Raw genomic sequence first — 25,783 nt, 5'->3', positions numbered from 1 at the left:
ATGAGCCGAATAATAGCGCTATTCGGCTCAGGATCCGGGCTGAGGGAAGCGACGCAGGCGGCTATCGAGTGTGCCTATAGAATACCAACAGACACAAAAAAACCGCGCAGTGCGCGGCTTTTGAAGTTGGTGGGCCCACACGGACTTGAACCGTGGACCAAAGGATTATGAGTCCTCTGCTCTAACCAACTGAGCTATAGGCCCATAGAGACGGGCGATTATAACGAGGCTTTTGGTTGGGTGCCATCCGAAAGAACCGTTTGTTACTTATTGCCTGCTGGCTTGCGCAAGGCCGCGAGGGCATGCCGCTGTTGGCCCTGCTCATCGAAGTTCTCCGGAGCGAGCCACGCCTTGAAGGCGCTCTTAACGGCTGGCCATTCCTCACTGATGATCGAATACCACGCCGTATCGCGGTTACGCCCTTTGTAAACCACGGCACGGCGGAAGGTGCCTTCATAACTGAAGCCAAGGCGTTCTGCCGCTTTGCGAGAAGGGGCATTGAGATCGTCGCATTTCCATTCGTAGCGGCGATAGCCAAGCGTGTCGAACGCGTAGGCCATAAGCAGGTACTGGGCTTCGGTAGACAGTGGAGATTGCTTGAGCAAGGGAGAGAAGGTCACGCTGCCCACTTCGATTGCGCCGTGGGTAGGGTCGATGCGCATCAGGGCCAGGGTGCCGACGGCTTTGCCGGTGCCCAGGTCAATCACGGCGAAGTGGCGGGGATCGGTGCTCTGGGCGGCGGCTTCGGCATAGGCTCGGTAAGTTTCGAGGCTATCAAATGGACCAACGAACAGATACGTCCAATCACTCCCATCCTTGGCTTGGGTGTAGGCGGCATGCAGGTCAGCGGCGTGGGTGTCGGCGTCCAGCGGCTCGAGGCGGCAGTAGCGGCCGGGGAGGGTGACTGCGGCAGGTTGGGGCCTGGGCGTCCAGCCGCCTATAGGGAAGCCAATGGGTTGACTGTATTCATTCTGCCTGGCCATGGTGCCTGCCTTGTTATGGGGATGCACCACTGTAGCGGAGCAATGGTTCTATTAAAGATCCATTGGAGAGAATTTAAAGGGAGCCAATAGCTTGCCCATATAGGCGTCCAAGCGGGATGTTGTGGGCAATAAAAAACCCCGAGCAAGCCCGGGGTTTTGTGACGCGCGTGAAGCTTACTCGTCCAGGAACGAGCGCAGGTGCTCGCTACGGGTCGGGTGGCGCAGCTTACGCAGTGCCTTGGCTTCGATCTGGCGGATACGCTCACGGGTAACGTCGAACTGCTTGCCCACTTCCTCGAGGGTGTGGTCAGTGTTCATGTCGATACCGAAACGCATACGCAGCACCTTGGCTTCGCGGGCGGTAAGGCCGGACAGCACTTCGCGGGTCGCTTCCTTGAGGCTTTCTACCGTAGCCACGTCGATCGGGGACTGCATGGTCGAGTCCTCGATGAAGTCGCCCAGATGGGAGTCTTCATCGTCGCCGATTGGCGTTTCCATGGAGATCGGCTCTTTGGCGATCTTCAATACCTTGCGGATCTTGTCCTCAGGCATTTCCATGCGCTCACCCAGCTCTTCCGGAGTGGGCTCGCGGCCCATTTCCTGCAACATCTGGCGGGAAATACGGTTGAGCTTGTTGATCGTCTCGATCATGTGCACCGGAATACGGATGGTGCGCGCCTGGTCGGCGATGGAGCGAGTGATCGCCTGGCGAATCCACCAGGTGGCATAGGTCGAGAACTTGTAGCCGCGACGGTATTCGAACTTGTCCACCGCTTTCATCAAGCCGATGTTGCCTTCCTGGATCAAGTCGAGGAATTGCAGGCCACGGTTGGTGTACTTCTTGGCGATGGAAATCACCAGACGCAGGTTCGCCTCGACCATTTCCTTCTTGGCGCGGCGAGCCTTGGCTTCGCCGATGGACATGCGACGGTTGATGTCCTTGATTTCCGCGACGGTGAGGCCGGTTTCGGCTTCAAGGTCGATCAGCTTCTGCTGGCAGCGCTCTACATCTGCTTGCACGCGGCCGATGGCTTCGGCGTATTTCGCCTTGCCGCGGGCCAGGAAGGCAGCCCAGCCCTGGTCCACTTCGTTGCCGGGGAACAGGCGCAGGAAGTCTGCACGAGGCATGCGGGCGTCACGTACGCACAGTTGCATGATTGCGCGTTCCTGGGCACGAACGCGATCCAGCGCGCCGCGTACCTGCTCTACCAGCACTTCGAACTGCTTGGGCACGAGCTTGATCGGCATGAACAGTTCGGCCAGAAGCAGCATTTCGGCTACGCCTTCCTTGCTGTCGCGGCCGTGCTTCTTCAGGACCTTGCGAGCCACCTGAAGCTGTTCGGCAACCGCGCCGAAGCGCTGACGAGCAACTTCCGGATCCGGTCCGCTTTCGCCTTCTTCCTCGTCGTCGGTCGCGTCGCCGTCTTCCTCTTCGTCTTCTTCCTTGTCAGCGGCGGGCGCTGCCTTGGGATCGACGGGAGGTGGCATGTCCGACGGGCTGGCGATCACGTCGTCAGGGTCGATGTAGCCGCTGAGAACGTCCGACAGGCGGCCACCTTCGGTGGTGACGCGATCGTATTCGCTGAGGATATAGTCGACGGTGCCCGGGAAGTGGGAGATAGCTCCCATGACTTCACGGATACCCTCTTCGATGCGCTTGGCGATTTCGATTTCGCCTTCGCGGGTGAGCAGCTCCACGGTACCCATTTCACGCATGTACATGCGAACGGGGTCGGTGGTGCGACCGATATCGGTCTCGACGGCGGCCAGCGCAGCGGCGGCTTCTTCCGCGGCAGCCTCATCCGTGTCGGCTTCGGCCAACAGGAGGGCATCCGCATCCGGAGCAGTCTCGAATACGTTGATCCCCATGTCGTTGATCATGCGGATGATGTCTTCCACCTGCTCCGGATCTGAAATATCCTCGGGCAGGTGGTCGTTGACCTCGGCGTAAGTCAGGTAGCCCTGCTCACGACCACGGGTGATCAACTCTTTGATACGAGATTGCTGTTGCGCTTTTCCGGACATAACACCCTATCCACTGAAGGTCTTGGCGGGCAAAAAACAAGCCGAGGATTATACCCGAGCTAGGACCTCACACGCCAGTTGAGGTCGGGTTTTGTGCGTTTGCATTGCGGCTAAGCAGCTCGCGCAGCAGGTTTTTTTCCTCTGCGCTGAGTTCACCTTGCCTGGCCTTTCGAATCAGGTTTTCCAGGCTGCGCTCACGTTGACGGGCTGACAGGCTGGAAATGGTGTCGAAAAACTGTTGTTCAAGGTTATCGGCCTCTATCAGCCATTCTTTCTCGGCCAGAGCGCGCAAAAGGCGCCCCTGGTCCGTCCCGTGCCACCGGGCGATCAATTGCAGAGAGCGTAGCCGAGGATTCTTCTGAAGCGCCTCGAGCAGCGCGACCAGCAATTGGGCGTAAACATGATCTTCATCGGCCAGATGGCTGGCATCTTCAACTTTTGTGGCCAACTGCGGGTGGTGCAACAGCGTGCGCAACGCGCTGAGCGTGGGCGGCTCCACACTGGTTGGCGTACGTGGCGCCCTGGGCTCGAAGTCCCGGCGCTGGCCGCCGCGCTCCCACGGCTTGCCGTCCCTTTTCTTTCCGCTGCCCTTGCGCGGTTGCCATGGCTGGTTGGGCTCGATGGTCGGCGCGTCAAGGTAGGCCGGTACGTAGTCGGCGGGGCCTTCGAAGTCCACGTAACCCCCGGGATCACTGCCTTGGGCGGTGTCTCGCTGAGGTTGCCGTTGAGCCAGCTGGCTCATTGCTTCACCACTCAGGCCGGTGATTTCACCAAGCCTTGCCCGCATCAATGCCTTTAAATTCGCCCCGGGCACCCGATCAATCAGCGGCGCCGCCAGCGTGGCCATATGCGCCTTGCCTTCGAGTGACCGCGGGTCCGCTTCTTCGGACAACTGCTGGAAGAAATAATCCGCCAGCGGTTGTGCATGCTGCGCGATACGCGCTTTGAACGCGTCCAGGCCCTCGGCACGGACCAACGTGTCCGGGTCTTCCCCTTCCGGCAGAAACAAAAAGCGTGCCTTGCGCCCATCCTGAAGGCTGGGCAGCGCAGCTTCCAGTGCGCGCCAGGCAGCATTCCTGCCCGCCTGGTCCCCGTCGAAGCAGAACAGAATGCCAGGCACAATACGGAACAATCGCTTGATGTGTTCCTCGCTGGTAGCGGTACCCAAGGTAGCCACTGCGTTGCGCAGGCCTTGCTGAGCCAGGGCAATCACATCCATGTAGCCTTCGACAACGATGACTTCGTCGAGGTTGCGATTGTATTTGCGAGCCTCGAAGAGGCCGTAGAGTTCCTGGCCTTTATGAAACACCGGTGTTTCTGGCGAGTTCAGGTATTTGGGCTTGTCGTCGCCGAGCACCCTGCCGCCGAAAGCGATGACCCGCCCCCGGCTGTCGCGTATCGGAAATATCACCCGGTCCCGGAAGCGGTCATAGCGCTTGCCGGTTTCGGCATTCTCGATCAGCAGCCCGGCATCGATCATCGCCCGCTGCTGCAGGGTATCGCTGCTAAGGTGGCGCAACAGGTTGTCCCAGCCCGGTGGAGCGAAGCCCAGGCCAAAGTCCCGAGCGATTTCCCCGGTAAGCCCGCGGCCCTTGAGGTATTCCACCGCGCTTTTGCGTGCCGGGTGTTGCCGCAGGGCCTGGCGATAATAGTCTGCGGCTGCGGCCAGCAACGGGTAAAGCGGCGAATCCGTAGGCTGGCGCGGCTTGCTGCCACGACGTGATTCTTCGCGCGGCACTTCCATGCCTGCTGCTTTGGCAAGCTCCTCGACAGCCTGGGGAAAGTCCAGGTTGTCGTGGTCCATCACGAAGCCCAAGGCGTTACCGCCGGCGCCGCAGCCGAAACAGTAATAGAACTGCTTGTCTGGGCTAACGCTGAACGACGGGGTTTTTTCCTTATGGAACGGGCAGCATGCGGTGAAATTCTTGCCCGCTTTTTTCAGTTGAACGCGTGAGCTCACTACATCGAGGATGTCAGTGCGGTTCAGCAGATCGTCAATGAAACCTTGCGGGATGAGCCCGGCCATGCCATGCCCTCAGGCTAGACGTGCGTTTGGTCAAGTGATGGTGCGGAATGTTAGCACCGAGGCAGTGCCAATCGCAGCGAGCGCTGTGCAACGAAAACGGAGGGGGAACGCAGTTGGATCGCGGTTGGCGGCACAGGGCCACCCGCCGGAATTACGTGATCCGCAATTGCCAATGGCCCGGCTTTGAAGGCCGGGCCAGACAAATGCTTGCAGCGAACGCCGGTATTAGTACAGGCGAACGGCGCGGCGCTGTTCGCGCTGAACTTTCTTGGCGTGACGCTTGACTGCGGCTGCAGCCTTGCGCTTGCGCTCGGAAGTCGGCTTTTCATAAAACTCGCGGCTACGAACTTCAGCCAGTACACCGGCTTTTTCGCAGGAGCGCTTGAAACGACGCAGAGCTACGTCGAAGGGTTCGTTCTCTTTAACTTTGACGGCTGGCATCCAGGGCTACCTTAATTCATTACCGGGGCAACGTACCCCTGCTTTAAAGCGCGGTGGAATACGTCGGTTTTCAAGGGTTGCGGATGTTACCCTTTGAAGGCACGGATTGCAAAGCCTCTGATCGAAAACCGCTGGTCGGCACGACGGGGCGCGACTATCATGCGCGCCTTCGTTACCGCCTCGGCAAAGGCTATTGATACCCATGCTAGTACTGGGACTGGAAACATCCTGCGATGAAACGGGCGTCGCGCTGTACGACAGCGAGCAGGGCCTGCTCGGCGACGCGCTATTCAGCCAGATCGACCTGCACCGTGTCTATGGCGGCGTGGTGCCCGAGCTCGCTTCGCGCGACCACGTGAAACGTATGCTGCCCTTGATTCGTGAAGTGCTGGGGCAGGCCGACCGTACCACGGGCGATATCGACGCCATTGCGTATACCGCAGGCCCCGGGCTGGTCGGCGCGCTGCTGGTCGGTGCGTCCTGCGCGCAAGCCATGGCGTTCGCCTGGGGTATTCCCGCATTAGGTGTGCATCACATGGAAGGCCATCTGCTGGCGCCCATGCTGGAAGATCAGCCGCCGGCGTTCCCGTTCGTGGCCTTGCTGGTTTCCGGAGGGCATACGCAGCTGGTTCGGGTCGACGGCATCGGTCGCTATGAGCTGCTGGGCGAAAGCCTGGACGACGCCGCAGGCGAGGCCTTCGACAAAACGGCCAAACTGATGGGGTTGCCTTATCCCGGCGGCCCGGAAATAGCCCGCCTGGCGGAATTCGGCACTGCGGGTCGCTTTACCTTCCCGCGGCCGATGACCGACCGCCCCGGGCTGGACTTCAGCTTCAGCGGGCTGAAAACCTTCACGCTCAATACCTGGCAGCAGTGCAAGGCAGCTGGCGACGACGGTGAACAAACTCGTAACGACATTGCGCTGGCGTTCCAGCAGGCAGTCGTTGAGACTCTCGTCATCAAATGCAAACGTGCCCTCAAGCAAACCGGGCTGAAAACCCTGGTGATCGCCGGTGGTGTGAGCGCCAACAAGGCCCTGCGGGCCTCGCTGGAAAGCATGACCGGCCAATTGGGCGGTGGCGTGTTTTATGCCCGCCCCCGGTTCTGCACCGATAACGGCGCAATGATCGCTTATGCGGGCTGCCAGCGGTTGCTGGCCGGGCAGCATGAGGGCCTGGGCATCCAGGTGCATGCACGCTGGCCGATGGAACAACTGCCCGCGGTGTAGCAAGGTATGTGTGACAGGGCTTGGGTGATGGCGCCTAGAAGTGCCGCTCCCGCCCTGCCAGCAGGTCTCGCAGGTTCGCTCGGTGGCGCCACACTACCAATACCGTGAGTACGGTCATTGGCAAAAGTGCCTGTGGTGCCTGCCAGGCCAGTAGCGGTAGGGTGAGCGGAATTGCAGTCAGGGCAGCCAGAGAGGCCGTGCGGGTCAGCTGGAAGGTCAGCAGCCACACGATTATTGCCAGCAGCAGGGCGGGCGGGTACAGGCCCAGCAACATGCCCGCGGCAGTAGCTACACCCTTGCCACCCCTGAAGTTGAAGTACAGCGGGAACAAATGGCCGATCACCGCGCACAGGCCGATCCACGCCTGGGCTTGCAGGCCGAACCCCAGGGCCTTGGCCAGCAACACCGGTGCAAGGCCCTTGGCGAGGTCACCAAGTAGGGTCAGCATGGCCAGTTTACGCCCTGCAACGCGCAGCATATTGGTGGCTCCAGCGTTGCCGGAACCGCTGGCGCGGGGGTCGGGCATCCCGGCCCCTCGGCTGAGCAGGATGGCGAAGGACAGTGAGCCGAGCAGGTAGGCCACAAGGGCCAGTAACCAAGGCATGCTAACTATTCCGGGCGTGGACGTTCGGATTCTAACGGCGCAGGGCGCCTTTGTCGTCAGGGGAGAAAAAGCTTGGACATCGTGTTCATCGAAGGCCTTGAGGTAGACACCGTGATTGGTGCCTATGACTGGGAGCGCGATATTCGCCAGTGCCTGCGCCTGGATTTCAGCTTTGGCTGGGATAACCGGCCCGCAGCGGCCAACGATGACCTGACCAAGGCCCTCGATTACGCCAAGGTGTCCGAAGCCGTGCAGGCATTTGCCCAGGCAGCGCGGTTCGAACTGGTGGAAACCTTCGCCGAACGGCTCGCTGCGAAACTGATGAGCGATTTCGGGATGCCCTGGCTGCGCCTGCGTGTCACCAAGCCTGGCGCCGTTCCGGCCGCCAAGGGTGTGGGTGTGGAGATCGAGCGCGGATGTCGCTGACCAGGGTTTACCTGGGGCTCGGTAGTAATATCGACCGCCATACTCATTTGTGCGCCGGGCTCGACGCGCTGGCCGAAATCCTCCAGGGCCTGCAGTGCTCGCCGGTGTTCGAAAGCGAGCCCATCGGCATCAAGAGCGGGCCCTTCCTCAATTTGGTCGTCACCGGGCTCACAGCCATGCCGCTGATGGCGCTGGACCGCAAGCTCAAGTTCATCGAGGCGGACAACGGCCGCTATGCGCCGCAGCGCAAAGGCCTGCCGCTGGACATCGACGTGCTGATGTACGGCCAGCAGGTGGGTAGCTTCGACGGGCTGGTATTGCCGCGCGCCGAAATACTGCGCAATGCTTTCGTACTGTGGCCACTAGCCCTGCTGGCGCCGGATGAAGTGCACCCAGGGGCTGGGCGCACCTTTGCCGAGTTGTGGAGCGAAGCGTCCATCGACCAGCGCCTGGCGCAGGTGCCGTTTGATTGGCAGGCGCCCACTCATTAGGCTCATATGCGTGGGAAGCGGCGGGTACGAGTATTTACAGAAGTTTTGTCAGGGCTGCGAGGCGTGCTTGCTTTAGCGCGTCGCCCAATGCCTGCCCGGTATGGCCCGCATCCACCAGAGGCTTCACCGGGACGGCACGTGCTGCCGCTGCGGCACCGTGCAGATACGCTCCCTCGGGCCAAGATGGCTTGCCCTCCGCTCGCGCCGCCATCTCACAGGCATGAAGAAACCCTTCAAAGCGCTGGGGCCTGCGGTACACATCGAACGCTTGCAACAGTTGCAGTAGCGCTTCGGCGTCCATTTCGCGAGCGTGTTCTGCCTGCGTGTGGTATTCGGCAGCCAGTTGGGCCAGCTCCTGGCAATCGCGAGGCACCTTGAAGCGTGCGCTCAGCGCGGCAGCGGCCTGGGTGTTCAGGCGCAGCAGCAGTGCCGACCAGCGCACCGCCAACGGGTGTTCCTCTGCAGCCGCCTGATGGAGGGCTTGCAAGCTGAGCTTGCGCAGAGGCTTCGGCAATGCGCTGAACTCGGCGAACAGCACTTCCAAAGCCCCGCACGCTTCAAGCGTATCGAAAAACACCTCCGGGGTAGCTTCAAGCAACGCCCGGGAAATTTCCTTCCAGCTGCGCTCAGGCGTTAGCGCCTCCAGCTCCCCGGATTCGCTCAGTTGCTGCATCAGTTCCAGTGTTTCTGGGGCCACCCGAAAGCCCAGCGGGGCATATCGCGCCGCAAAGCGGGCTACACGTAATACACGCAGGGGATCTTCGGCGAACGCCGGGGAAACATGACGCAACCAGCGCTGTTCGAGGTCAGCTTGGCCTCCGTAGGGATCAATGACATGGCCGTCATCGTCCTCGGCCATGGCATTGATAGTGAGGTCTCGGCGCCGCAGGTCGTCCTCGAGAGTAACGTCGGGGCTTGCATGGAACACGAAGCCGCCATAACCCCGGCCGTTCTTGCGTTCAGTGCGTGCCAGCGCGTATTCGGCGCCAGTGTCGGGATGGAGGAACACAGGAAAATCCGCCCCTACAGGACGGTAGCCCAGCGCAAGCATCGCTTCGGCCGAGGCCCCGACCACCACCCAATCGATGTCTGCCACGGGCAGGCCCAGCAGGCGGTCGCGCACAGCGCCGCCAACCTTGTAAATCTTCATGCAGTTCTCCTTCAGCGCTACAGGATATACCGGCAGCGCCGAAGGATCAGCTCAGAGGTGGACCACAGCCATGTCCAGGCGGCCGTAGTCGCCCTCGCCGTGGTCATTGCGCGGAGGTACATGGTGAGTCTTGACTACCTGATCGCCTTGCACGGTTTCCAGGTGTACATCAAAGCCCCACAGGCGGTGCAGGTGCTTGAGCACCTCTTCGGTAGATTCCCCAAGCGGCTTGCGGTCGTGCTGTTGGTGGCGCAGCGTCAGCGATCGGTCGCCCCGGCGGTCGATGCTCCAGATCTGCACGTTGGGTTCACGATTGCCGAGGTTATACTGCGCGGCGAGCGTTTCCCGGATGAGCCGATAGCCACTGTCGTCATGAATGGCGGGTACGAGCAGGTCATCCCGCTGATCGTCATCCAGAATGCTGAACAGCTTCAGGTCGCGAATGACCTTCGGCGATAGGTACTGCAGGATAAAGCTTTCGTCCTTGAAGCTGCTCATCGCGAACTTGAGTGTGGACAGCCAGTCGCTGCCGGCAATATCCGGGAACCAGCGGCGGTCTTCTTCGTCAGGTTTTTCACAGATCCGGCGAATGTCCCGGTACATGGCGAACCCAAGCGCGTAAGGGTTGATACCGCTGTAATACGGGCTGTCATAGCCCGGCTGGTATACGACGCTGGTATGGGACTGCAAAAATTCCATCATGAAGCCGTCTGTTACCAGGCCCTCGTCATACAGGTCGTTCATCAAGGTGTAGTGCCAGAACGTTGCCCAGCCCTCGTTCATCACCTGCGTCTGGCGCTGTGGATAGAAGTACTGGGCGATCTTGCGAACGATCCGGACCACTTCCCGTTGCCAGGGCTCCAGCAGCGGCGCATGTTTCTCGATGAAGTAGAGGATGTTCTCCTGGGGCTCAGACGGGAAGCGCACGTGATCCTGCTCGCTTGCCTTTTCAGTCGCCTTTGGAATGGTGCGCCACAGGTCGTTGATCTGCCGTTGAAGGTGCTCTTCCCTGTCTTTCTGGCGACGGCGCTCTTCTTCCGCGGAAATAGGGTAGGGGCGCTTGTAGCGATCTACGCCGTAGTTCATCAGGGCATGGCAGGAATCGAGCAGGTCCTCCACGGCGTCGATGCCGTGGCGCTCCTCGCACTGCATGATGTACTGCTTGGCGAACACCAGGTAATCAATGATCGAGCTGGCGTCCGTCCAGGTGCGGAACAGGTAATTACCCTTGAAGAAGCTGTTATGGCCGTAGCAGGCATGGGCGATCACCAAGGCCTGCATGCCGATGGTGTTTTCTTCCATCAAGTAGGCAATGCACGGGTCTGAGTTGATCACGATCTCGTAGGCCAGGCCCATCTGCCCACGGGTGTAGGATTTCTCGGTACTGAGGAAGTGTTTGCCGTAGGACCAATGGTGATATCCCAACGGCATGCCCACCGACGCATAGGCGTCCATCATCTGCTCGGCGGTGATCACTTCGATCTGATTAGGGTAGGTATCCAGTGCATAACGCTCTGCGATACGGCCGATCTCCCGGTCGTAGGTCTGGATAAGCTCGAATGTCCACTCCGAGCCAACGGACAAAGGTTGGCGCTTCTGCTCTCTCGCGGTCATGTCACTAGCCTGCGTTGGAAGAGTTCACGGAAGACCGGATAGATGTCCCCGGCGGTCACCAGCTGTTGCTGGGCGAAGGTGTCGGGGAAGTGATCGCCGATCCGCTCGTATTCGAACCACAGGGCCTGATGCTCCCGGGGGGTGATTTCCACGTAAGTGTAGTACTGCACATGGGGCATGATCTGCTTGGTGAGGATCTCCCGGCAGATGGGGGAATCATCGTTCCAGTTGTCGCCATCCGAAGCCTGAGCGGCGTAGATATTCCATTCGTTGGTCGGGTACCGCTCCGCCATGATTTCCTGCATCAGTTTCAGCGCGCTGGACACAATGGTCCCGCCTGTTTCACGGGAATAGAAGAACTCTTCCTCGTCGACTTCCCGGGCGCTGGTGTGGTGGCGGATGAACACGACTTCGATCTTGTCGTAGTTCCGCTTGAGGAACAGGTACAGCAAGATGAAGAAGCGCTTGGCGATGTCCTTGGTGGCCTGGGTCATGGAACCGGAAACGTCCATGAGGCAGAACATCACAGCCTTTGAGCTGGGGTTGGGGTGTTTGACCAGCAGGTTGTACTTCAGGTCGAAGGTATCGAGGAAGGGTACCCGGTGAATACGCGCGCTGAGTTTTTCCACCTCCGCTTCCAGTGCCTGGATATCGCCGAAGTTATCAGGCTCATCCCGACGAAGGCGCTCAAGCTCGGCCTTCGCCTCACGCAGCCGCGCACGGCTGCTGCCAGATAGCGCGATACGCCGGGCATGGGCCGAGCGCAGGGTGCGGATAATGTTGATGCGTGACGGGTTGCCCTCGTTGGCGATACCCGCACGAACAGTCTTGAATGTTTCAGAGCCAGTAAGGTGCCGCTTGACCAGGTTCGGTAACTCGAGGTCTTCGAACATGAATTCCAGAAACTCTTCCTGAGTGATCTGGAATACAAACTCGTCCATGCCCTCACCGGAGTTGCCAGCCTTGCCGGCACCCTTGCCACCTCCACCGCCACCTTGAGGGCGGGGAATATGCTGCCCGGAGGTGAACTCCTTGTTACCAGGGTGGACGGTGGTCTGCTTGCCGCCACGGCCGTGGTGCAGCACGGGTTCGTCGATGTCGCGGCCGGGGATGCTGATCTGCTCGCCGTGTTCCATGTCGGTGATGGAGCGCCGGCTGACCGCTTCTTCCACGGCTTTCTTGATGTGATCACGGTACCGCCGCAGGAAGCGCTGACGGTTTACCGTGCTTTTGTTCTTGCCATTCAAGCGTCGGTCGATCACATAACTCATAGGCCCCTCCGGGGCAGCTTCAAGCCTCAAGCCTCAAGCTGCAAGAATTCGGCATCCGCAAGGCTACCCGGCAGTACCGGGCAGCTTGCCGCTTGGAGCTTGTCACTTGCCGCTCGCGGGCTTATTGCGACTTGCGAACACGCAGGTACCACTCGGAGAGCAACCGCACCTGTTTGTCGGTATACCCGCGTTCGACCATACGGGTAACGAAGTCGTTGTGCTTCTGCTGGTCTTCCTTGCTGGCCTTGGCGTTGAAGCTGATGACCGGCAGCAGGTCCTCGGTGTTGGAGAACATCTTCTTCTCGATCACCACGCGCAGCTTCTCGTAGCTCAGCCAGGTCGGGTTCTTGCCATTGTTATTGGCACGGGCACGCAGCACGAAGTTGACGATCTCGTTGCGGAAATCCTTCGGATTGCTGATGCCGGCCGGTTTTTCGATCTTCTCCAATTCCTCGTTCAGGGCCACCCGGTTGAGGATTTCGCCGGTTTCCGGATCGCGGTACTCCTGGTCTTGTATCCAGAAGTCTGCGTACAGCACATAGCGATCGAAGATGTTCTGACCGTACTCGCTGTAGGATTCCAGGTACGCGGTCTGGATTTCCTTCCCGATGAACTCGATATAGCGAGGCGCCAGGTATTCCTTCAGGTACCGCAGGTAGCGTTCTCGTACCTCTGCGGGGAACTGTTCCTGCTCGATCTGGTGTTCCAGCACGTACAGCAGGTGCACGGGGTTGGCCGCCACTTCGTGCGGGTCGAAGTTGAACACTTTGGACAGAATCTTGAAGGCGAAGCGAGTGGAAAGGCCGTTCATGCCTTCGTCCACACCTGCCGAATCCCGGTATTCCTGGATCGACTTCGCCTTGGGGTCGGTGTCCTTCAGGTTTTCGCCGTCATACACCCGCATCTTCGAATAGATATTCGAGTTTTCCGGCTCCTTGAGCCGCGACAGTACGGTGAACTGGGCCAGCATCTTGAGTGTGTCCGGGGCGCAGTGTGCCTTGGACAACGAGCTGTTGATCAGCAGCTTGTCGTAGATCTTGATCTCGTCGCTGACCCGCAGGCAGTACGGCACCTTCACGATATAGATACGGTCAATGAAGGCTTCGTTGTTCTTGTTGTTGCGGAAGGTATGCCACTCCGATTCGTTGGAGTGCGCCAGCAGTACCCCGGTGAACGGTATCGCACCCAGGCCCTCGGTACTGTTGTAGTTGCCTTCCTGAGTGGCAGTCAGCAAGGGGTGCAGCACCTTGATCGGTGCCTTGAACATTTCCACGAATTCCATCATGCCTTGGTTGGCGCGGCACAATGCACCGGAATAGCTGTAGGCGTCGGCGTCGTTCTGGGGGTATTCCTCGAGCTTGCGGATGTCCACCTTGCCCACCAGAGCGGAAATGTCCTGGTTGTTCTCATCGCCCGGCTCGGTCTTGGCCAGTGCGACCTGGTTCAAGATGGAAGGGTAGAGCTTGACCACCTTGAACTGGCTGATGTCCCCGCCGAACTCCTGCAGCCGTTTCGTGGCCCAGGGGGACATGATGGTGTTGAGGTAGCGGCGGGGAATGCCGAAGTCTTCTTCGAGAATGGCCCCGTCTTCGGTCACGTTGAACAGCCCCAGCGGGGATTCAAATACCGGCGAACCCTTGATTGCATAAAAGGGTTCTTTTTCCATCAACTGTTTCAATTTTTCTGCGAGCGAGGATTTACCGCCGCCGACCGGGCCAAGCAGATAGAGGATCTGTTTCTTTTCTTCCAGGCCTTGGGCGGCATGGCGGAAGTAGGACACGATCTGGTCGATGCAGTCTTCCATTCCATGGAAGTCCTTGAACGCCGGATAGCGACGAATGGTCTTGTTGGAAAATATGCGAGACAGACGGGAGTTGGCAGCAGTATCTACCAGCTCGGGCTCGCCGATGGCCGTGAGCAAGCGTTCGGCCGCCGACGCGTAGGCGTTGCGGTCTTTTTTGCACAGCTCCAGGTATTCCTGAAGCGTGAGCTCTTCCTGTCGCGTGCTTTCGAAACGTTGTTGGAAGTGGCTAAAAATACTCATGACGTCACCTCGCTCGATACCGGAGCCGACGTCGGATCACTCAGCCGATGCTTGGTGGCAGCCGGAGCCGACCTGCTGCCATTACCCCCCAGAACACCTGAAAATTGCTACCGATGACCCGCGCGCCGGTATACCGGCTCTCCCCTGTTTTGGATGGCCTGGGCTTAAGGATAGTTGGTAATCCAGAAATTCAAGGGCGCCCCCGCATTTAGTTAGGGGGCTGGGAGGCATGGGGAGGCAGCGAGGCCCCGGAAACCGTGACCCCGTGGAGCGCTTGTCAGGTATGGAACATGACAAAAAAAATTTCACTCAGCCTGCTTTGAAACCTCCTGCGGGAAGGTCTGGCGCCAGAGCTCGAAGCCACCGTCGAGGCTGTACACATCCGAAAACCCCTGGCTGATGAGGTAGGCGGCTGCAGCCTGGCTTGAATTACCGTGGTAGCACACCACCACCAGTGGCGCGTCCAGGTCGGCCTTGGCGATGAAGTCGTGCAAGGAATGGTTGTCCAGGTGGCGCGACTCGCTGATATGGGCAGTGGCATAAGTTTGCGGGTCGCGGATATCGACCACCACTGCGCCCTGCTCGCGAAGGCTTTGCGCCTGTTGAGGGGCGATACGCTTGAATTCCGACATGATGGCTCCTGTGCCGCTCAGCGATTGGGTGAACACTTGCAGCGGTGCATGTGCAAGGTATCGATGTTCATCAGGGTCATGGCGTTGCCCCACACGCAGCCGGTGTCCAGGGCAAATACGCCGGGCTCGTTGCAACGGCCTTCCAGCGCCGCCCAATGGCCAAATATGATACGGGTGTGGCGGGTGCGCCGGTCTTTGTGGCTGAACCAGGGCGCATAGCCCGGCGGCGCGCTGTCAGCGCCTTCCTTGCCCTTGAGGTCCAGCTTGCCGTCACGGGTACAGAAGCGCATGCGCGTGAAGTAATTGGTGATCACCCGCAGGCGCGTCACGCCGTGCAAATCCTTGTTCCACTTGGCGGGCTCGTTGCCGTACATGCCATCCAGATAAGGTTTTACCAGGTTATCGTCGCGCAACGCGCTTTCCACTTCGGCGGCATGGCGCAGCGCTTTGCTCAGCGGCCATACAGGCGGAATACCCGCATGCACCAGGGCGATGTTGCGCGGCTCATCGTAGTGGAGCAGCTTCTGGCCACGCAGCCATTGCATCAATTCGGGTGCGTCAGGGGCTTCAAGCACTTCGGCGAGGGTGTCGGCTTTTTTAAGCCGTTCGATGTTGTACCAGGCGGCCAGCAGGTGCAGGTCGTGATTGCCGAGCGTGCACACGAACGAATCGCGAATGGAGTAAAGAAAACGCAGGGTTTCGAGCGACTGGGGGCCGCGGTTGACCAGGTCGCCCACGCTCCAGAGCGTATCCCGGGCGGGGTCGAAGTGAACCTCATCGAGCAAGCGCTTGAGTGGGTCCAGGCACCCTTGGAGGTCACCTACCGCGTACACTGCCATCAGTGCAGGGCCCCGGGAACAGCGAGGCGGAACGGAGCGATGACGGCTTCGAAATGCTTACCGTCTTCGGCAATCATCTGGTAGCTCCCCTGCATGTTGCCCACTTTCGTGGCCATGACGGTACCGCTGCTGTAGGTATGCGCCTGGCCCACACCAATCAGCGGCTGCTGGCCCACAACGCCGGGGCCGCGCACTTCCTCGACCTTGCCATCGCCATCGGTGATCACCCAGTGGCGTGACATGAGCCGCGCAGGCACCTTGCCCTTGTTGCGAACGGTCACCGTATAGGCGAATGCGTAGCGGCCCTGGTCAGGGCTGGATTGCTCCGCCAGGAAGCGTGTGTCAACGGAGACGTCTATGTGATAACGCGGGTCAGACATAGGTGCAGCCTTTAAACCGGATCGAATGAACAATGCGTCGCCATGAGTCTAGGCCATCCTGCCGTGGATGGCCTTGCCTGGGCTATGACGCCTCGGGGAGGTCTGCCAGCTGGTCGGCCAGGCGTACGAACGCTGCGATGTCCAACTGCTCCGGGCGCAAGCTTCCATCCACGCCCGCCGCCTCGATGGCCGCGGCCGGCAGCAGTGCCTTGAGGGTGTTGCGCAGGGTCTTGCGGCGCTGATTGAACGCCTCGCGCACTACCCGCTCAAGCAGCCGGTGGTCCTTCGCCGGGTGGGGCAGGGTTTCGTGAGGCACCAGGCGCACGATGGCCGAATCCACCTTCGGTGGCGGGTTGAACGCACCGGGGCCGACGTTGAACAGGTGCTCCACGCGGCAGTGGTACTGAACCATGATCGATAGCCTGCCCCAGTCACCACCGCCAGGCCCCGCGGCCAGCCGTTCGACCACTTCCTTCTGCAGCATGAAGTGCATGTCCTTGATCAGGGCAGCGTTGCCAAGCAGATGGAAGATCAAAGGCGTGGAGATGTTGTAGGGCAGGTTGCCGACCACTCGCAGGCTGCGCGGGGCGGCGCCGAGCCGGGCGAAGTCGAACTTCAATGCGTCGCCCTGGTGCAGCGCAAAATTGCCACGGCCTTCGAAGCGTTGATGCAGCAAGGGCACGAGGTCCTTGTCCAGCTCGATCACGTCCAGTTGCGCGCCGCTGTCCAGCAGGCCTTCGGTAAGGGCACCTTGCCCGGGGCCGATCTCGAGCAGCCGATCGCCTTCGCGGGCATGGATCGCGCGCAGGATGCGGTCGATCACGCCGGCGTCATGGAGAAAGTTCTGACCGAAGCGTTTACGCGCCCGGTGTTGGTATTGCTCGTTCATCAACGTGCCTCGGCCATTTGATAGGCAGTTTCAAGTGCGACCTGCAGGCTGCCGGTATCGACCTTGCCGCTACCGGCCAGGTCCAGGGCAGTACCATGGTCGACGGAGGTGCGGATGATCGGCAGGCCCAGGGTGACGTTGACCGCCGCGCCGAAGCCTTTGTACTTCAGCACCGGCAGGCCCTGATCGTGATACATGGCGAGCACCGCGTCGCAGTGCTCGAGGTGTTTGGGGGTAAACAGCGTGTCGGCCGGAAGCGGCCCTGTGAGGTCCAGGCCTTCAGTACGCAGGCGCTGCAGCACTGGCTCGATAACGTCGATTTCCTCATGCCCCAGATGGCCGCCTTCACCGGCATGGGGGTTAAGCCCGCACACCAGGATACGCGGCGTGGCAATGCCGAACTTCTCTTGCAGGTCCCGGTGCAGGATACGGGTCACCCGCTCCACACGTTCGTCGGTGATGGCGTTTGCAACATCCTTGAGCGGGAGGTGAGTCGTCACCAGGGCCACGCGCAGGCCACGGGTTGCCAGCATCATCACTACCTGCTCGGCACCGCACAGTTCCTGGAGAAACTCGGTATGCCCGGAAAAAGGCGTGCCAGCCTCGTTTATCACACCCTTGTGGACGGGGGCGGTGATCATGCCGGCGAAGTGGCCCTGCAGGCAGCCTTGCCCGGCCAGCGTAAGCGTAGCCAGTACGAAGTCAGCGTTGGCGGGGTTCAGGGCGCCGGCAACAACCGGTGCGGCGAGCGGCACATCCAGGACGTACAGCGCACCCGCAGGAGCGGCTGTGTCAGGGAGTGCCGCGAGGGTAACGCTCCTCAGGTCCACCGCCAGCCCCAGCTGCGTAGCCCGCTCGGCGAGCAGGTCACGGCTGGTGATGGCAATGAGAGGGTAGGGCTGAGCCTCGGAGGCCAGCAGCAGGCAAAGGTCAGGACCTATGCCGGCTGGCTCGCCGGGTGTAAGCGCGAAGCGAAGGGCGCTCACTGCTTGATTTCGACGTAGGCCTCGTCACGGATCTGACGGAGCCAGTTTTGCAGTTCTTCGTCGTACTTGCGGCTGCGCAGTACGTTCAGCGCCTGCTGTTCACGAGCTTGCTGGGTAGCGTCGGTGGCGCGGCGGCCAAGCACTTCGAGAACATGCCAGCCGAACTGGCTCTGGAAGGGCTGGGATACAGTGCCTACCGGCGTTTGGGCCATCACGTCACGGAACTCAGGCACCAGCGATTGCGGGTCGATCCAGTTGAGATCGCCACCGTTGAGCGCAGAGCCTGGGTCTTCCGAGAAGTTTTTGGCCAGCGTGGCGAAATCCTCTCCGTCCTTGATGCGGGTGTACAGCGTCTTGATCAAGCGTTCGGTTTCAGCCGGGCTACGGATTTCGCTTGGCTTGAGCAGGATGTGGCGAACGTGGACTTCTTCGCGCATTTCTGCCTGGCCACCGCGGCTTTCCACCAGCTTGAGGATAATGAAGCCACCAGGAGTACGTACCGGCTGGGTCACTTCGCCCGGCTTCATCGAAGCCAGCATCTGGTCGAACGGGGCTGGCAGTTGAGCAGCCTTGCGCCAGCCCATGTCACCGCCTTCGAGGGCGTTGTCACTGGCCGAACGCGTGGTAGCCAGCTGTGCGAAGTCCGCGCCTTCGCGTAGCTGTTGGTACAAAGCCATTGCCTGGTTGCCCGCGGCCTGGATCTGCTGCGAATTCGCGCCATCCGGTGTGGCAATCAGGATGTTGGCCAGGTGGTATTCCTGCGACAGCTGAGCCTTGCCGAGATCGGACGCCAGGAAGTTCCTCACTTCCTGCTCGGTTACCTGGATACGCTCGGCAACGCGACGCTGGCGCACCCGGCTGATGATCATTTCGCGGCGTACCTGCTCACGGGCCCCGTCGTACGACAGGCCGTCGTGGGCCAGGGCAGCGCGGAACTGATCGAGGCTCATGTTGTTGCGCTGGGCAATGGTGCCCATCGCGCCGTTGAGCTCTTCATCGGTAATGCGAATGCCGGAGCGTTCACCGATCTGCAGCTGCAGGTTTTCCAGGATAAGGCGGTCGAGCACCTGCTTCTGCAGTTCCTCGATCGGCGGCTCGCCACCGCCACGCTTGGCGATGGTTTGCCGAACTTCCTGCATACGCTGGTCCAGCTGGCTTTGCATGATCACGTCGTTGTCGACGATGGCCGCTACCTTGTCCAGTTGCTGAACCTGCGCATGCGCCAGGGTACCTATAAACAGTGCGCCCAACAGCAGGGGGCGCAGTCGATCACATAGCTTGGTCTTCACGTTCACGATAACCCTGAATGCCTTTGTCGAGGAAACCTTCGACTTTATTGCCTACTACGCCACCCAGGCCCTTGAGCACGATCTGGAGGAAGATGCCGTGATCGCCCTTTTCGTTCTCTGGGGCGTTCTGGCTGTATTCGTCGTAATCAACCCAGTAGCGGTTGATCAGGCGCAGTTTCCAGCAGCAATTGTCGTACTCGAAGCCACCGAAGGCTTCCAGCGTGCGGTTGCGGTTGTAGTCGTACTGCCAGCGGCTGATGAGGTTCCACTGCGGAACCAGCGGCCACATGACCGAGAAGTCATGCTGCTGGATCTTGTAGTAGTCCTTCACGTAGTTGTCGTTGCCTGGGGTACCGTAGTCGCCACCAAACTGCCAGCGGCCGGTGGCCGTGTCGTAGTGGATAGTATCGTCACGGTAGCGGAAGCCGGCGTTGATGATCTTGTTCGGGTTGTCTTCTGGCTGGTAGTGGAACATCGCGCTACCCGAGCGGGTGCTGCGGCTGTCCGGGTCCCAGTTGAAGTCCGAGGTGAAGCGCCAGTCGCGGTTGAAGCGGTACTCGTATTCCAGCGCGTACGGAGAAACATCCGACTGCGCGTCATCACGGTCCTGGTAAGCGATCTGCGGAAGCTGAACCTTGCGGTCCTTGAAGTACACGGCCTGACCAATCGCGAAGCGTTGGCGTTCGAAGCCGTTGTCTTCGATCCAGCGGCTGGTTACGCCCAGGGACAGTTTGTTCTCGTCACCGATGCGGTCGCCGCCACTGAAGCGGTTGTCCCGGAACAGCGAGGCGTAGCTGAACACGCTTTCACCCGTATCGAAGACCGGAATGTCGTTCTGGTTCTCGTAGGGAACATAGAGGTAGAACAGGCGTGGCTCGAGCGTCTGGCGGTAATCGGTGCCGAACATCTGGGTGTCGCGGTCGAAGTACAGGCCGCTGTCCACGCTGAAGATCGGTACGCTGATGTCCTGGGAGCTGCTGTAAGACTCGCCGGTAGTGTTGGCGGTGCTCAACAGATCCGCCTTGCCCTTGGAATCCAGGTCAAGGTTGTACTTGGTGTACTTGTACTTGACGGTCGGGCGGATGTAACCGTAGGTCCAATCCATTGGCAGGCTCATGGCCGGAACCAGGTCCAGGCGGTCGCCGTTGGCGCGCGCAAGGCCGAAGACGTTACGGTCGATGCGCGGGGTTTCAAACCCGTTGTCGTCGGTATAGGTACCTGTCCGCAAATCACGATCGAAGCGTACGGCTTCGGTGTGATAGCTGAATTGCAGGCCCGCCGGGCGGAACGGCAGCGCGCCATCGAGGGTGAGCTGTGGCAGGCGGTCGTACGGGGTGATGTCCGAAACGGTCGCCAGCTGGTAGCTCTGCACGTTCAGCCGCGCGGTATAACCCTGGCCGCGATAGGTGAGCGCACCCTGCTGGTTGACGAAGTCGCGGTTCTCGATGCCGATCTGGTCCGATTGCAGGTCCTGGAAGTAGTACGGATCGCTGATGCGGGTGTAGTCCACTTCGCTCAGCAGGCGCGTATCCAGGCCGCCCTTGTGCTGCCAGTTGATCATCCAGCGACGCTTGGCGTAGTCGGACTGGTTTTCCCGGTCGTCGTTCTCGTCGTTCAGGTAACCGCCGCCGAACTGGCCTTCGCTGGTGGGCGTGAGGTAGCGGAACTCGCCTTCCATCAGCAAGCCACGCTTGGCCATGTAGTGCGGGTACAACGTGGCGTCGTAGTTGGGCGCCAGGTTGAAGTAGTACGGCGTGACCAGCGTAAGGCCGTTGTCGCTGCTGGTGGAAATGCTCGGCGCCAGGAAACCGGACTGGCGACGGTCGTCGATCGGGAAGTAGAAATACGGCGTGTAAAGGACCGGAATGTCCTTCACGCGCAACGTGGCGTTGGTCGCCGTGCCGAAGCCGGTGGCCGGGTTCAGCGTGATGTTGTTGCCCTTGACGGACCAGGCGTTGCTGCTCGGTTCGCAGGTGGTGTAGGTACCATCCTTGAGGCGAATGATCGCGTTTTCGGCCCGCTTGGCGTAGAGCGCCGAACCACGGGCTCGCTGCTTGTGCAGTACGTATTCGGCGTTGTCGATCTGGGCGGCACCGGTGTCCAGTTGGACTTCGGCGTGATCGCCCACGATCAGCGCACCGTTGTCACGCAGCTTCACATTGCCGTTCAGCTCGCCACGGTTCTCGGCCTGGTGCAGTGCGGCTTCGTTGGCTTCGACCTGCATGCTGCCCTGGCGCATGACCACATCGCCCGCGAGGGTAGCGGTTTGCGACTGCTCCTCGTAGCGCGAGGCGCGAGCATTGATATAGGTAGGCGCATCGGACTTCGACGTTTTGTCGTTCATGCCGGGGCGCAACGGCTCTACGTAGGTGCCGGAGCAGTAGGGGCCGGTTTCCGCGAGTTGCGCGGGCGTGAGCTTTTCCCGGGGTACCCAGTCCAGATGGCTGTAATCGGCGCTGCGGGACTTGAGAACACGGCCCTTGCTTTCGGTTACCAGCGTGGTGGCCGGGGCGGTGTCTTCACCAGCGGTGCCGCCTTCATCGCCTGCCGCTGCGCTTACCGAAGAGGCGGTATGCTGGGGGCGGGGTGGAAGTGCGGCGCTGGTGTCGCGGGTTTTGCAGTCCCAGGAACCCGAAGCGGACACCTGGCAGTCATACTGCGGAGCGGCGCTGACGAAAGACGATGCAAAGGGTTGCATCGCCAGCAGGCCGCCGGTAACCAGCAACGGAAACTTTCTACGAAACGCGGGGGATTTCAATGCCATCTTATTAGTCCGGGCTTCCTGCGTGCCATCTGCCCGTGCGGGTGTGCACGCCTCTCGATGGTCTGAAAAAGATGCTGGATAATAAAGCATGACCCGCTTGACGGCTAGCGCCGTCGGAGACTCCTTAAATGCCCGATCAAGATGTACGCCTCGAACAACTTCAGCCATGGCTTGAGTTGCAACTCAAGAACCTGTACCAGGCCCAGGGCTGGGGCGAGGTGCCCGAGGGCGAATTGAGCGCCGCCAGCAGCGACGCGAGCTTCCGCCGTTATTTCCGCTGGGCTACCCCTGAGCGAAGCTTCATCGTGATGGACGCCCCGCCGCCGCAGGAGAACTGCAAGCCGTTCGTGGACATCGCCGCGCTGCTGGCCAGCGCCGACGTACATGTGCCTTTTATTCATGCGCAGGATCTGGAGCGGGGCTTTCTGCTGCTCAGTGACATGGGGCGCAAAACCTACCTGGAGGTGATCTCCACGGATAACGCCGACGCGTTGTTCGATGCGGCGATACAGGCCTTGCTGAAGTTCCAGCAGCTGCCCATGGCCGCACCCTTGCCCAGCTATGACGACGCGCTGTTGCGCCGCGAGCTGGAGCTGTTTCCGGAATGGTACGTTCGCCGCCACCTGGGCGTGGAGTTTGACCAGAACCAGCAGGCGCAGTGGGCTGCAGTCAGCCAATTGTTGATCGACAGCGCCCTGGCTCAGCCCCGGGTGTTGGTGCACCGGGACTACATGCCCCGCAACCTTATGTTCAGCACGCCCAACCCTGGGGTGCTGGATTTCCAGGACGCTGTGTATGGGCCGGTGACCTATGACATTACCTGCCTGTTCAAGGATGCGTTCCTCAGCTGGCCCGAGGCTCGCGTAGGCGATTGGCTAAGCCAATACTGGCACGCGGCCCGTGAGCAAGGCGTGCCAGTGCAACCCAGCCTTACCGATTTCCTCCGGGCCAGCGACCTGATGGGGGTTCAGCGCCACCTTAAGGTCATCGGCATCTTCGCCCGCATCTGCCATCGCGACGGCAAGCCTCGCTACCTGGAGGATGTACCGCGCTTCTTCGCCTACATCAGTGCGGTGTGCAAGCGGCGCAAGGAGTTGTCGGGGCTGGCCGAGCTACTGGGCACCCTGCCACAACCCGCCGAGGCGAGCGTATGAGGGCGATGATTCTCGCCGCCGGCAAAGGCGAGCGCATGCGCCCACTTACCCTGCACACGCCCAAGCCCCTGTTGCCAGCGGGCGGCGTGCCCTTGATCGAGCATCAGTTGCAGGCCCTGTTGACTGCCGGTTACAGGGACATCGTGATCAATCACGCCTGGCTGGGTGAGCAGATCGAAACCTACCTCGGCACTGGCGAGCGATTTGGCGCGCACATCCGCTATTCGCCTGAGGGCGAGCCTCTGGAAACCGGCGGCGGGATTTTCAAAGCCTTGCCGCTGTTGGGCGATGGCGCCTTTGTAATCGTCAACGGTGACGTATGGTCCGGTTATGACTATTCACGTTTGCGCTTGCCTGAGGGCGCCCTGGCGCACCTGGTGATGGTGAACAACCCGGCGCACCATCCCTCGGGGGACTTTGCTTTGAATGAAGGGCGGCTCGCCGACTTGCCTGCACCGGGCCAACCCTTGACCTACAGCGGTATTGCTGTGTTGCACCCTGCGTTGTTCGAGGGCTGCGCCGAGGGTGCTTTCAAGCTGGCCCCCTTGCTGCGCAAGGCTATGGCTGACGGCCGCGTGACGGGTGAGCACTTTGACGGCCCTTGGGTAGATGTAGGAACCCCGGAGCGCCTGGCAGAGGTTGAGCAACTGCTTGCGGAGCGCCATTGATGTTGTGGCCGGTGACAGTGGTAGGCGTGACGGCGGGCTTTGCGTTGGCTCACATTCCGGGGGCGATCCTGGGCGGCTTGCTGGGCCAGGCGGTGGACCGCCGCCTGGATGTTCACCGCTGGGCCGAGCTTTGGGCCCGCATGAATGGGCGAGCGGGGCTGGCCGAGGATGAGCTGCTGTTCGTGCTGCTGGGGCGGCTGGCCAAGGCCGACGGCCGTGTTGAGGAAAGCCACATTGCCCAGGCACGCAACGAAATGGCCTTGCTGGGGATGGACGCGCCTGCGCGCAAGCGAGCCATTGCCGCGTTTGGCCGTGGCAAGGCTGGCAAGGATTCGCTCCGCAGCCACCTGCGCCGATTGCAAGGCCAGCCAACCACGGCGGAAGGGCTGTTGCGGGCTTGCTGGCGGATGGCCTGGGCAGATGGCCGCGTAGGCCCGGCCGAGCAGCAGCTTATGCTCGACTGGGGTAACTGGCTTGGCTGGACCGCGCCCCAGTTGCGGGCCCTGGGCCAGGACTACGCGCCTGCGTCACGCACACTGGCGGGGCCGGCCGGGGCCTACCACGATGCCTTGCGGGTGTTGGGCGTTAACGCGGCGACCGACCCGGAACAGATCAAGCAAGCGTATCGGCGATTGCTCAGCCGCCACCATCCCGACAAGTTGCAGGGCAAAGGCGCCAGCCCGGCTCAGGTAAAGGCCGCGACCGAACGCACCCGAGAGCTACACGGTGCCTATGAGGTCGTGCGCCGGCGGCGGGGGTTCTGAGCCAGCGTGTCAGCCGTCGCAGGATCTGCGGCCCTGCCGGGCCGGTCGCCGCCAAGGAGGGCTGCCACAGCGCTCCCAGGTTTACGACTGCGGGCTTAGCCAGCCGCGGATCCGACGGTACAGTTGCTCCTGCTCGGCCGCGCGGTCGCCGGGCAGGGCATTGAGCTCGGTCTGGCTGTATTGGCTACCGGCCTGGCGCTTGCTGGCTTGCAGGCGCTGAGCCGCGGCACTGCGCAGGTTGGGATTGGTCGCGTAATAAATGTCTGCTACTGGCACCTTCAGCTGCGGTGCCAGCAGGTCTAGCCCGGCCGGGGCTGATTCGGGTGTTCTGCCCGCTACCATCACCAGGCGCTGAGCGCGTGAGGGCTGGCGCTCGCTCAAATAGCGTGCGGCCCAATAAGCGCCGGTCCCATGGCCCAGCAGCACGATGTTGCGTGCCTTCACTTGCTGGGCGAAGGCAATGCCGGCGTCGATACGCGCAAAGATTCGGGCGGCGTCCGTTTTCAACTGATCATCGGTGCTGTTCTCGCCCTCTGCCGGTGCGGTGGTATCCGAGCCGCTGGCCGCTGCCTGTTCGATCGGCGCGTTGGCATCGGGGGGCGTTGCCGAACTTCCCGCTGCCGCCGGGGCGGGCGGTTCGATGCCGCGCGGTTGCACCGCTTCGCTGACAAGGTCGGGGAGGGTAAGGCTGAGCGTGCCCCAGCGGGCATCCGGCAGGCGTGTGCGCAGGGGCGCCACAACGTCGGGCCAGTTGGCGCTTTCTCCGGCCCCCGGAACAATAATCACCATGCCCACCGGGTCGGCGTCGTTAGCCGGGTGCCACAGGGCCATGAAGTTATCCCCGCTGGCCTGCAGCGTTTGTACTTCCTGGGCTGGAAGCTGGCGCGCGATAGCCTGGGCTTCTTGTTCGCTGCGCTCGAGCAAGGGCGCACGCTCTACGGCCGCAGGCGGCGCGGCGGGCTCATCAGCGGCGATGGCATGAAGTGAGATGGGGAGGGCGGTCGCCAGCGCGAGCAGCCTGGCACAGTAAAAAGCGCGCATCGTGGTTTCCATATCGGTTGCTTGACCGCAGCCTAAGGCCATTCGGCGGCCACCGCCAGTGCCCTCGGCCGCGC

Annotated in this window: 23 protein-coding genes and 1 tRNA gene; 6 read left to right on the top strand and 18 right to left on the bottom strand. The window is 61.1% G+C overall.

The genetic code is table 11. From position 1 onward, the window contains the following. Positions 1 to 127: 127 nt before the first annotated feature. From G7016_RS09370 to rpsU, 5 genes are all read right to left on the bottom strand, one after another. A tRNA-Ile gene (locus G7016_RS09370) sits at positions 128 to 204 on the bottom strand. A gap of 59 nt (positions 205 to 263) precedes the next feature. Then, positions 264 to 983 carry a GNAT family N-acetyltransferase gene (locus G7016_RS09365; protein WP_181113221.1) on the bottom strand — a complete coding sequence of 240 codons (720 nt, stop codon included), beginning with the start codon at positions 981 to 983 and terminating at the stop codon, positions 264 to 266. 174 nt (positions 984 to 1,157) lie between these two features. Next, positions 1,158 to 3,008: an RNA polymerase sigma factor RpoD gene (gene rpoD / locus G7016_RS09360; RefSeq protein WP_181113219.1), complete on the bottom strand. Its 1,851-nt coding sequence runs from the start codon at positions 3,006 to 3,008 to the stop codon at positions 1,158 to 1,160. A 67-nt stretch (positions 3,009 to 3,075) separates the two neighbouring features. Continuing rightward, on the bottom strand, positions 3,076 to 5,034 hold the full coding sequence (gene dnaG / locus G7016_RS09355; protein WP_181113216.1) for a DNA primase: 1,959 nt from the start codon (positions 5,032 to 5,034) through the stop codon (positions 3,076 to 3,078). Positions 5,035 to 5,259: 225 nt separating this feature from the next. Continuing rightward, complete coding sequence (rpsU, locus tag G7016_RS09350) at positions 5,260 to 5,475, bottom strand: 30S ribosomal protein S21 (RefSeq protein WP_002551877.1); 216 nt, start codon at positions 5,473 to 5,475, stop codon at positions 5,260 to 5,262. Positions 5,476 to 5,677: 202 nt separating this feature from the next. On the opposite strand from rpsU, the gene tsaD reads away from it, so the two are divergent. Beyond that, entirely contained in the window at positions 5,678 to 6,703 is a 1,026-nt protein-coding gene (tsaD, locus tag G7016_RS09345; RefSeq protein WP_181113213.1) for a tRNA (adenosine(37)-N6)-threonylcarbamoyltransferase complex transferase subunit TsaD, read from the top strand. 34 nt (positions 6,704 to 6,737) lie between these two features. On the opposite strand, the gene plsY is transcribed toward tsaD, so the two are convergent. Beyond that, entirely contained in the window at positions 6,738 to 7,307 is a 570-nt protein-coding gene (plsY, locus tag G7016_RS09340; RefSeq protein WP_181113210.1) for a glycerol-3-phosphate 1-O-acyltransferase PlsY, read from the bottom strand. A 72-nt stretch (positions 7,308 to 7,379) separates the two neighbouring features. Here plsY and folB point away from each other — a divergent pair, with 72 nt between their 5' ends. Further along, a complete protein-coding gene (folB, locus tag G7016_RS09335; RefSeq protein WP_181113208.1) occupies positions 7,380 to 7,733 on the top strand; it encodes a dihydroneopterin aldolase in 354 nt (117 codons plus the stop codon). Next, a complete protein-coding gene (gene folK, locus G7016_RS09330; RefSeq protein ID WP_181113205.1) occupies positions 7,724 to 8,224 on the top strand; it encodes a 2-amino-4-hydroxy-6-hydroxymethyldihydropteridine diphosphokinase in 501 nt (166 codons plus the stop codon). Before folB ends, folK begins: the two co-directional genes overlap by 10 nt. A gap of 34 nt (positions 8,225 to 8,258) precedes the next feature. On the opposite strand, the gene G7016_RS09325 is transcribed toward folK, so the two are convergent. The 11 genes from G7016_RS09325 to G7016_RS09275 all read right to left on the bottom strand — a co-directional run bounded on the left by G7016_RS09325 (position 8,259) and on the right by G7016_RS09275 (position 22,082). Next, positions 8,259 to 9,374 carry a multifunctional CCA addition/repair protein gene (locus tag G7016_RS09325; RefSeq protein ID WP_181113202.1) on the bottom strand — a complete coding sequence of 372 codons (1,116 nt, stop codon included), beginning with the start codon at positions 9,372 to 9,374 and terminating at the stop codon, positions 8,259 to 8,261. A gap of 51 nt (positions 9,375 to 9,425) precedes the next feature. Then, a complete protein-coding gene (locus G7016_RS09320; RefSeq protein WP_181113199.1) occupies positions 9,426 to 10,988 on the bottom strand; it encodes a SpoVR family protein in 1,563 nt (520 codons plus the stop codon). After that, entirely contained in the window at positions 10,985 to 12,259 is a 1,275-nt protein-coding gene (locus G7016_RS09315; protein WP_181113196.1) for a YeaH/YhbH family protein, read from the bottom strand. Before G7016_RS09315 ends, G7016_RS09320 begins: the two co-directional genes overlap by 4 nt. A gap of 121 nt (positions 12,260 to 12,380) precedes the next feature. Beyond that, positions 12,381 to 14,303: a PrkA family serine protein kinase gene (locus tag G7016_RS09310; RefSeq protein WP_181113192.1), complete on the bottom strand. Its 1,923-nt coding sequence runs from the start codon at positions 14,301 to 14,303 to the stop codon at positions 12,381 to 12,383. A gap of 305 nt (positions 14,304 to 14,608) precedes the next feature. Further along, positions 14,609 to 14,935 (bottom strand): thiosulfate sulfurtransferase GlpE, encoded by a 327-nt coding sequence (glpE, locus tag G7016_RS09305; protein WP_181113189.1) that lies wholly within the window; start codon positions 14,933 to 14,935, stop codon positions 14,609 to 14,611. 17 nt (positions 14,936 to 14,952) lie between these two features. Next, complete coding sequence (locus tag G7016_RS09300; protein WP_181113187.1) at positions 14,953 to 15,774, bottom strand: symmetrical bis(5'-nucleosyl)-tetraphosphatase; 822 nt, start codon at positions 15,772 to 15,774, stop codon at positions 14,953 to 14,955. Then, positions 15,774 to 16,154: a Co2+/Mg2+ efflux protein ApaG gene (apaG, locus tag G7016_RS09295; protein WP_181113183.1), complete on the bottom strand. Its 381-nt coding sequence runs from the start codon at positions 16,152 to 16,154 to the stop codon at positions 15,774 to 15,776. The genes G7016_RS09300 and apaG overlap by 1 nt, the downstream gene beginning before the upstream one ends. Before the next feature lie 82 nt (positions 16,155 to 16,236). Beyond that, positions 16,237 to 17,043, bottom strand: coding sequence for a 16S rRNA (adenine(1518)-N(6)/adenine(1519)-N(6))-dimethyltransferase RsmA (gene rsmA / locus G7016_RS09290; protein WP_181113181.1), 807 nt, complete (start codon positions 17,041 to 17,043; stop codon positions 16,237 to 16,239). Next, positions 17,043 to 18,029: a 4-hydroxythreonine-4-phosphate dehydrogenase PdxA gene (gene pdxA, locus G7016_RS09285; protein WP_181113178.1), complete on the bottom strand. Its 987-nt coding sequence runs from the start codon at positions 18,027 to 18,029 to the stop codon at positions 17,043 to 17,045. The genes rsmA and pdxA overlap by 1 nt, the downstream gene beginning before the upstream one ends. Continuing rightward, positions 18,026 to 19,318 carry a peptidylprolyl isomerase gene (locus G7016_RS09280; RefSeq protein WP_181113962.1) on the bottom strand — a complete coding sequence of 431 codons (1,293 nt, stop codon included), beginning with the start codon at positions 19,316 to 19,318 and terminating at the stop codon, positions 18,026 to 18,028. Before G7016_RS09280 ends, pdxA begins: the two co-directional genes overlap by 4 nt. Further along, positions 19,299 to 22,082, bottom strand: coding sequence for an LPS-assembly protein LptD (locus G7016_RS09275; protein WP_181113175.1), 2,784 nt, complete (start codon positions 22,080 to 22,082; stop codon positions 19,299 to 19,301). Before G7016_RS09275 ends, G7016_RS09280 begins: the two co-directional genes overlap by 20 nt. A 128-nt stretch (positions 22,083 to 22,210) precedes the next feature. Between G7016_RS09275 and G7016_RS09270 the strand changes: the two genes are divergently transcribed. The 3 genes from G7016_RS09270 to G7016_RS09260 are packed head-to-tail and all read left to right on the top strand — an operon-like array spanning position 22,211 to position 24,668. Next, on the top strand, positions 22,211 to 23,236 hold the full coding sequence (locus G7016_RS09270; RefSeq protein ID WP_181113172.1) for an aminoglycoside phosphotransferase family protein: 1,026 nt from the start codon (positions 22,211 to 22,213) through the stop codon (positions 23,234 to 23,236). Beyond that, complete coding sequence (murU, locus tag G7016_RS09265) at positions 23,233 to 23,904, top strand: N-acetylmuramate alpha-1-phosphate uridylyltransferase MurU (RefSeq protein ID WP_181113169.1); 672 nt, start codon at positions 23,233 to 23,235, stop codon at positions 23,902 to 23,904. The genes G7016_RS09270 and murU overlap by 4 nt, the downstream gene beginning before the upstream one ends. Further along, positions 23,904 to 24,668, top strand: a complete 765-nt coding sequence (locus G7016_RS09260; RefSeq protein WP_181113166.1) for a TerB family tellurite resistance protein — start codon at positions 23,904 to 23,906, stop codon at positions 24,666 to 24,668. The genes murU and G7016_RS09260 overlap by 1 nt, the downstream gene beginning before the upstream one ends. Positions 24,669 to 24,749: 81 nt before the next feature. On the opposite strand, the gene G7016_RS09255 is transcribed toward G7016_RS09260, so the two are convergent. Then, on the bottom strand, positions 24,750 to 25,709 hold the full coding sequence (locus G7016_RS09255) for an alpha/beta hydrolase family protein (protein WP_181113163.1): 960 nt from the start codon (positions 25,707 to 25,709) through the stop codon (positions 24,750 to 24,752). Positions 25,710 to 25,783: the final 74 nt, after the last annotated feature.

The sequence above is a fragment of the Pseudomonas japonica genome (genome assembly GCF_013522925.1).
Taxonomy (GTDB): Bacteria; Pseudomonadota; Gammaproteobacteria; order Pseudomonadales; family Pseudomonadaceae; genus Aquipseudomonas; species Aquipseudomonas japonica_A.
The sequence above is the reverse complement of the archived record's forward strand: the minus strand, read 5'-3'. Positions and strand labels throughout refer to the sequence as shown.

Coding starts and splice junctions, on each gene's coding strand:
- G7016_RS09365 (WP_181113221.1), bottom strand. CDS start 983: ATGGCCAGGCAGAATGAATACAGTCAACCCATTGGCTTCCCTATAGGC.
- rpoD (WP_181113219.1), bottom strand. CDS start 3,008: ATGTCCGGAAAAGCGCAACAGCAATCTCGTATCAAAGAGTTGATCACC.
- dnaG (WP_181113216.1), bottom strand. CDS start 5,034: ATGGCCGGGCTCATCCCGCAAGGTTTCATTGACGATCTGCTGAACCGC.
- rpsU (WP_002551877.1), bottom strand. CDS start 5,475: ATGCCAGCCGTCAAAGTTAAAGAGAACGAACCCTTCGACGTAGCTCTG.
- tsaD (WP_181113213.1), top strand. CDS start 5,678: ATGCTAGTACTGGGACTGGAAACATCCTGCGATGAAACGGGCGTCGCG.
- plsY (WP_181113210.1), bottom strand. CDS start 7,307: ATGCCTTGGTTACTGGCCCTTGTGGCCTACCTGCTCGGCTCACTGTCC.
- folK (WP_181113205.1), top strand. CDS start 7,724: ATGTCGCTGACCAGGGTTTACCTGGGGCTCGGTAGTAATATCGACCGC.
- G7016_RS09325 (WP_181113202.1), bottom strand. CDS start 9,374: ATGAAGATTTACAAGGTTGGCGGCGCTGTGCGCGACCGCCTGCTGGGC.
- G7016_RS09320 (WP_181113199.1), bottom strand. CDS start 10,988: ATGACCGCGAGAGAGCAGAAGCGCCAACCTTTGTCCGTTGGCTCGGAG.
- G7016_RS09315 (WP_181113196.1), bottom strand. CDS start 12,259: ATGAGTTATGTGATCGACCGACGCTTGAATGGCAAGAACAAAAGCACG.
- G7016_RS09310 (WP_181113192.1), bottom strand. CDS start 14,303: ATGAGTATTTTTAGCCACTTCCAACAACGTTTCGAAAGCACGCGACAG.
- glpE (WP_181113189.1), bottom strand. CDS start 14,935: ATGTCGGAATTCAAGCGTATCGCCCCTCAACAGGCGCAAAGCCTTCGC.
- G7016_RS09300 (WP_181113187.1), bottom strand. CDS start 15,774: ATGGCAGTGTACGCGGTAGGTGACCTCCAAGGGTGCCTGGACCCACTC.
- apaG (WP_181113183.1), bottom strand. CDS start 16,154: ATGTCTGACCCGCGTTATCACATAGACGTCTCCGTTGACACACGCTTC.
- rsmA (WP_181113181.1), bottom strand. CDS start 17,043: ATGAACGAGCAATACCAACACCGGGCGCGTAAACGCTTCGGTCAGAAC.
- G7016_RS09275 (WP_181113175.1), bottom strand. CDS start 22,082: ATGGCATTGAAATCCCCCGCGTTTCGTAGAAAGTTTCCGTTGCTGGTT.
- G7016_RS09270 (WP_181113172.1), top strand. CDS start 22,211: ATGCCCGATCAAGATGTACGCCTCGAACAACTTCAGCCATGGCTTGAG.
- murU (WP_181113169.1), top strand. CDS start 23,233: ATGAGGGCGATGATTCTCGCCGCCGGCAAAGGCGAGCGCATGCGCCCA.
- G7016_RS09260 (WP_181113166.1), top strand. CDS start 23,904: ATGTTGTGGCCGGTGACAGTGGTAGGCGTGACGGCGGGCTTTGCGTTG.
- G7016_RS09255 (WP_181113163.1), bottom strand. CDS start 25,709: ATGCGCGCTTTTTACTGTGCCAGGCTGCTCGCGCTGGCGACCGCCCTC.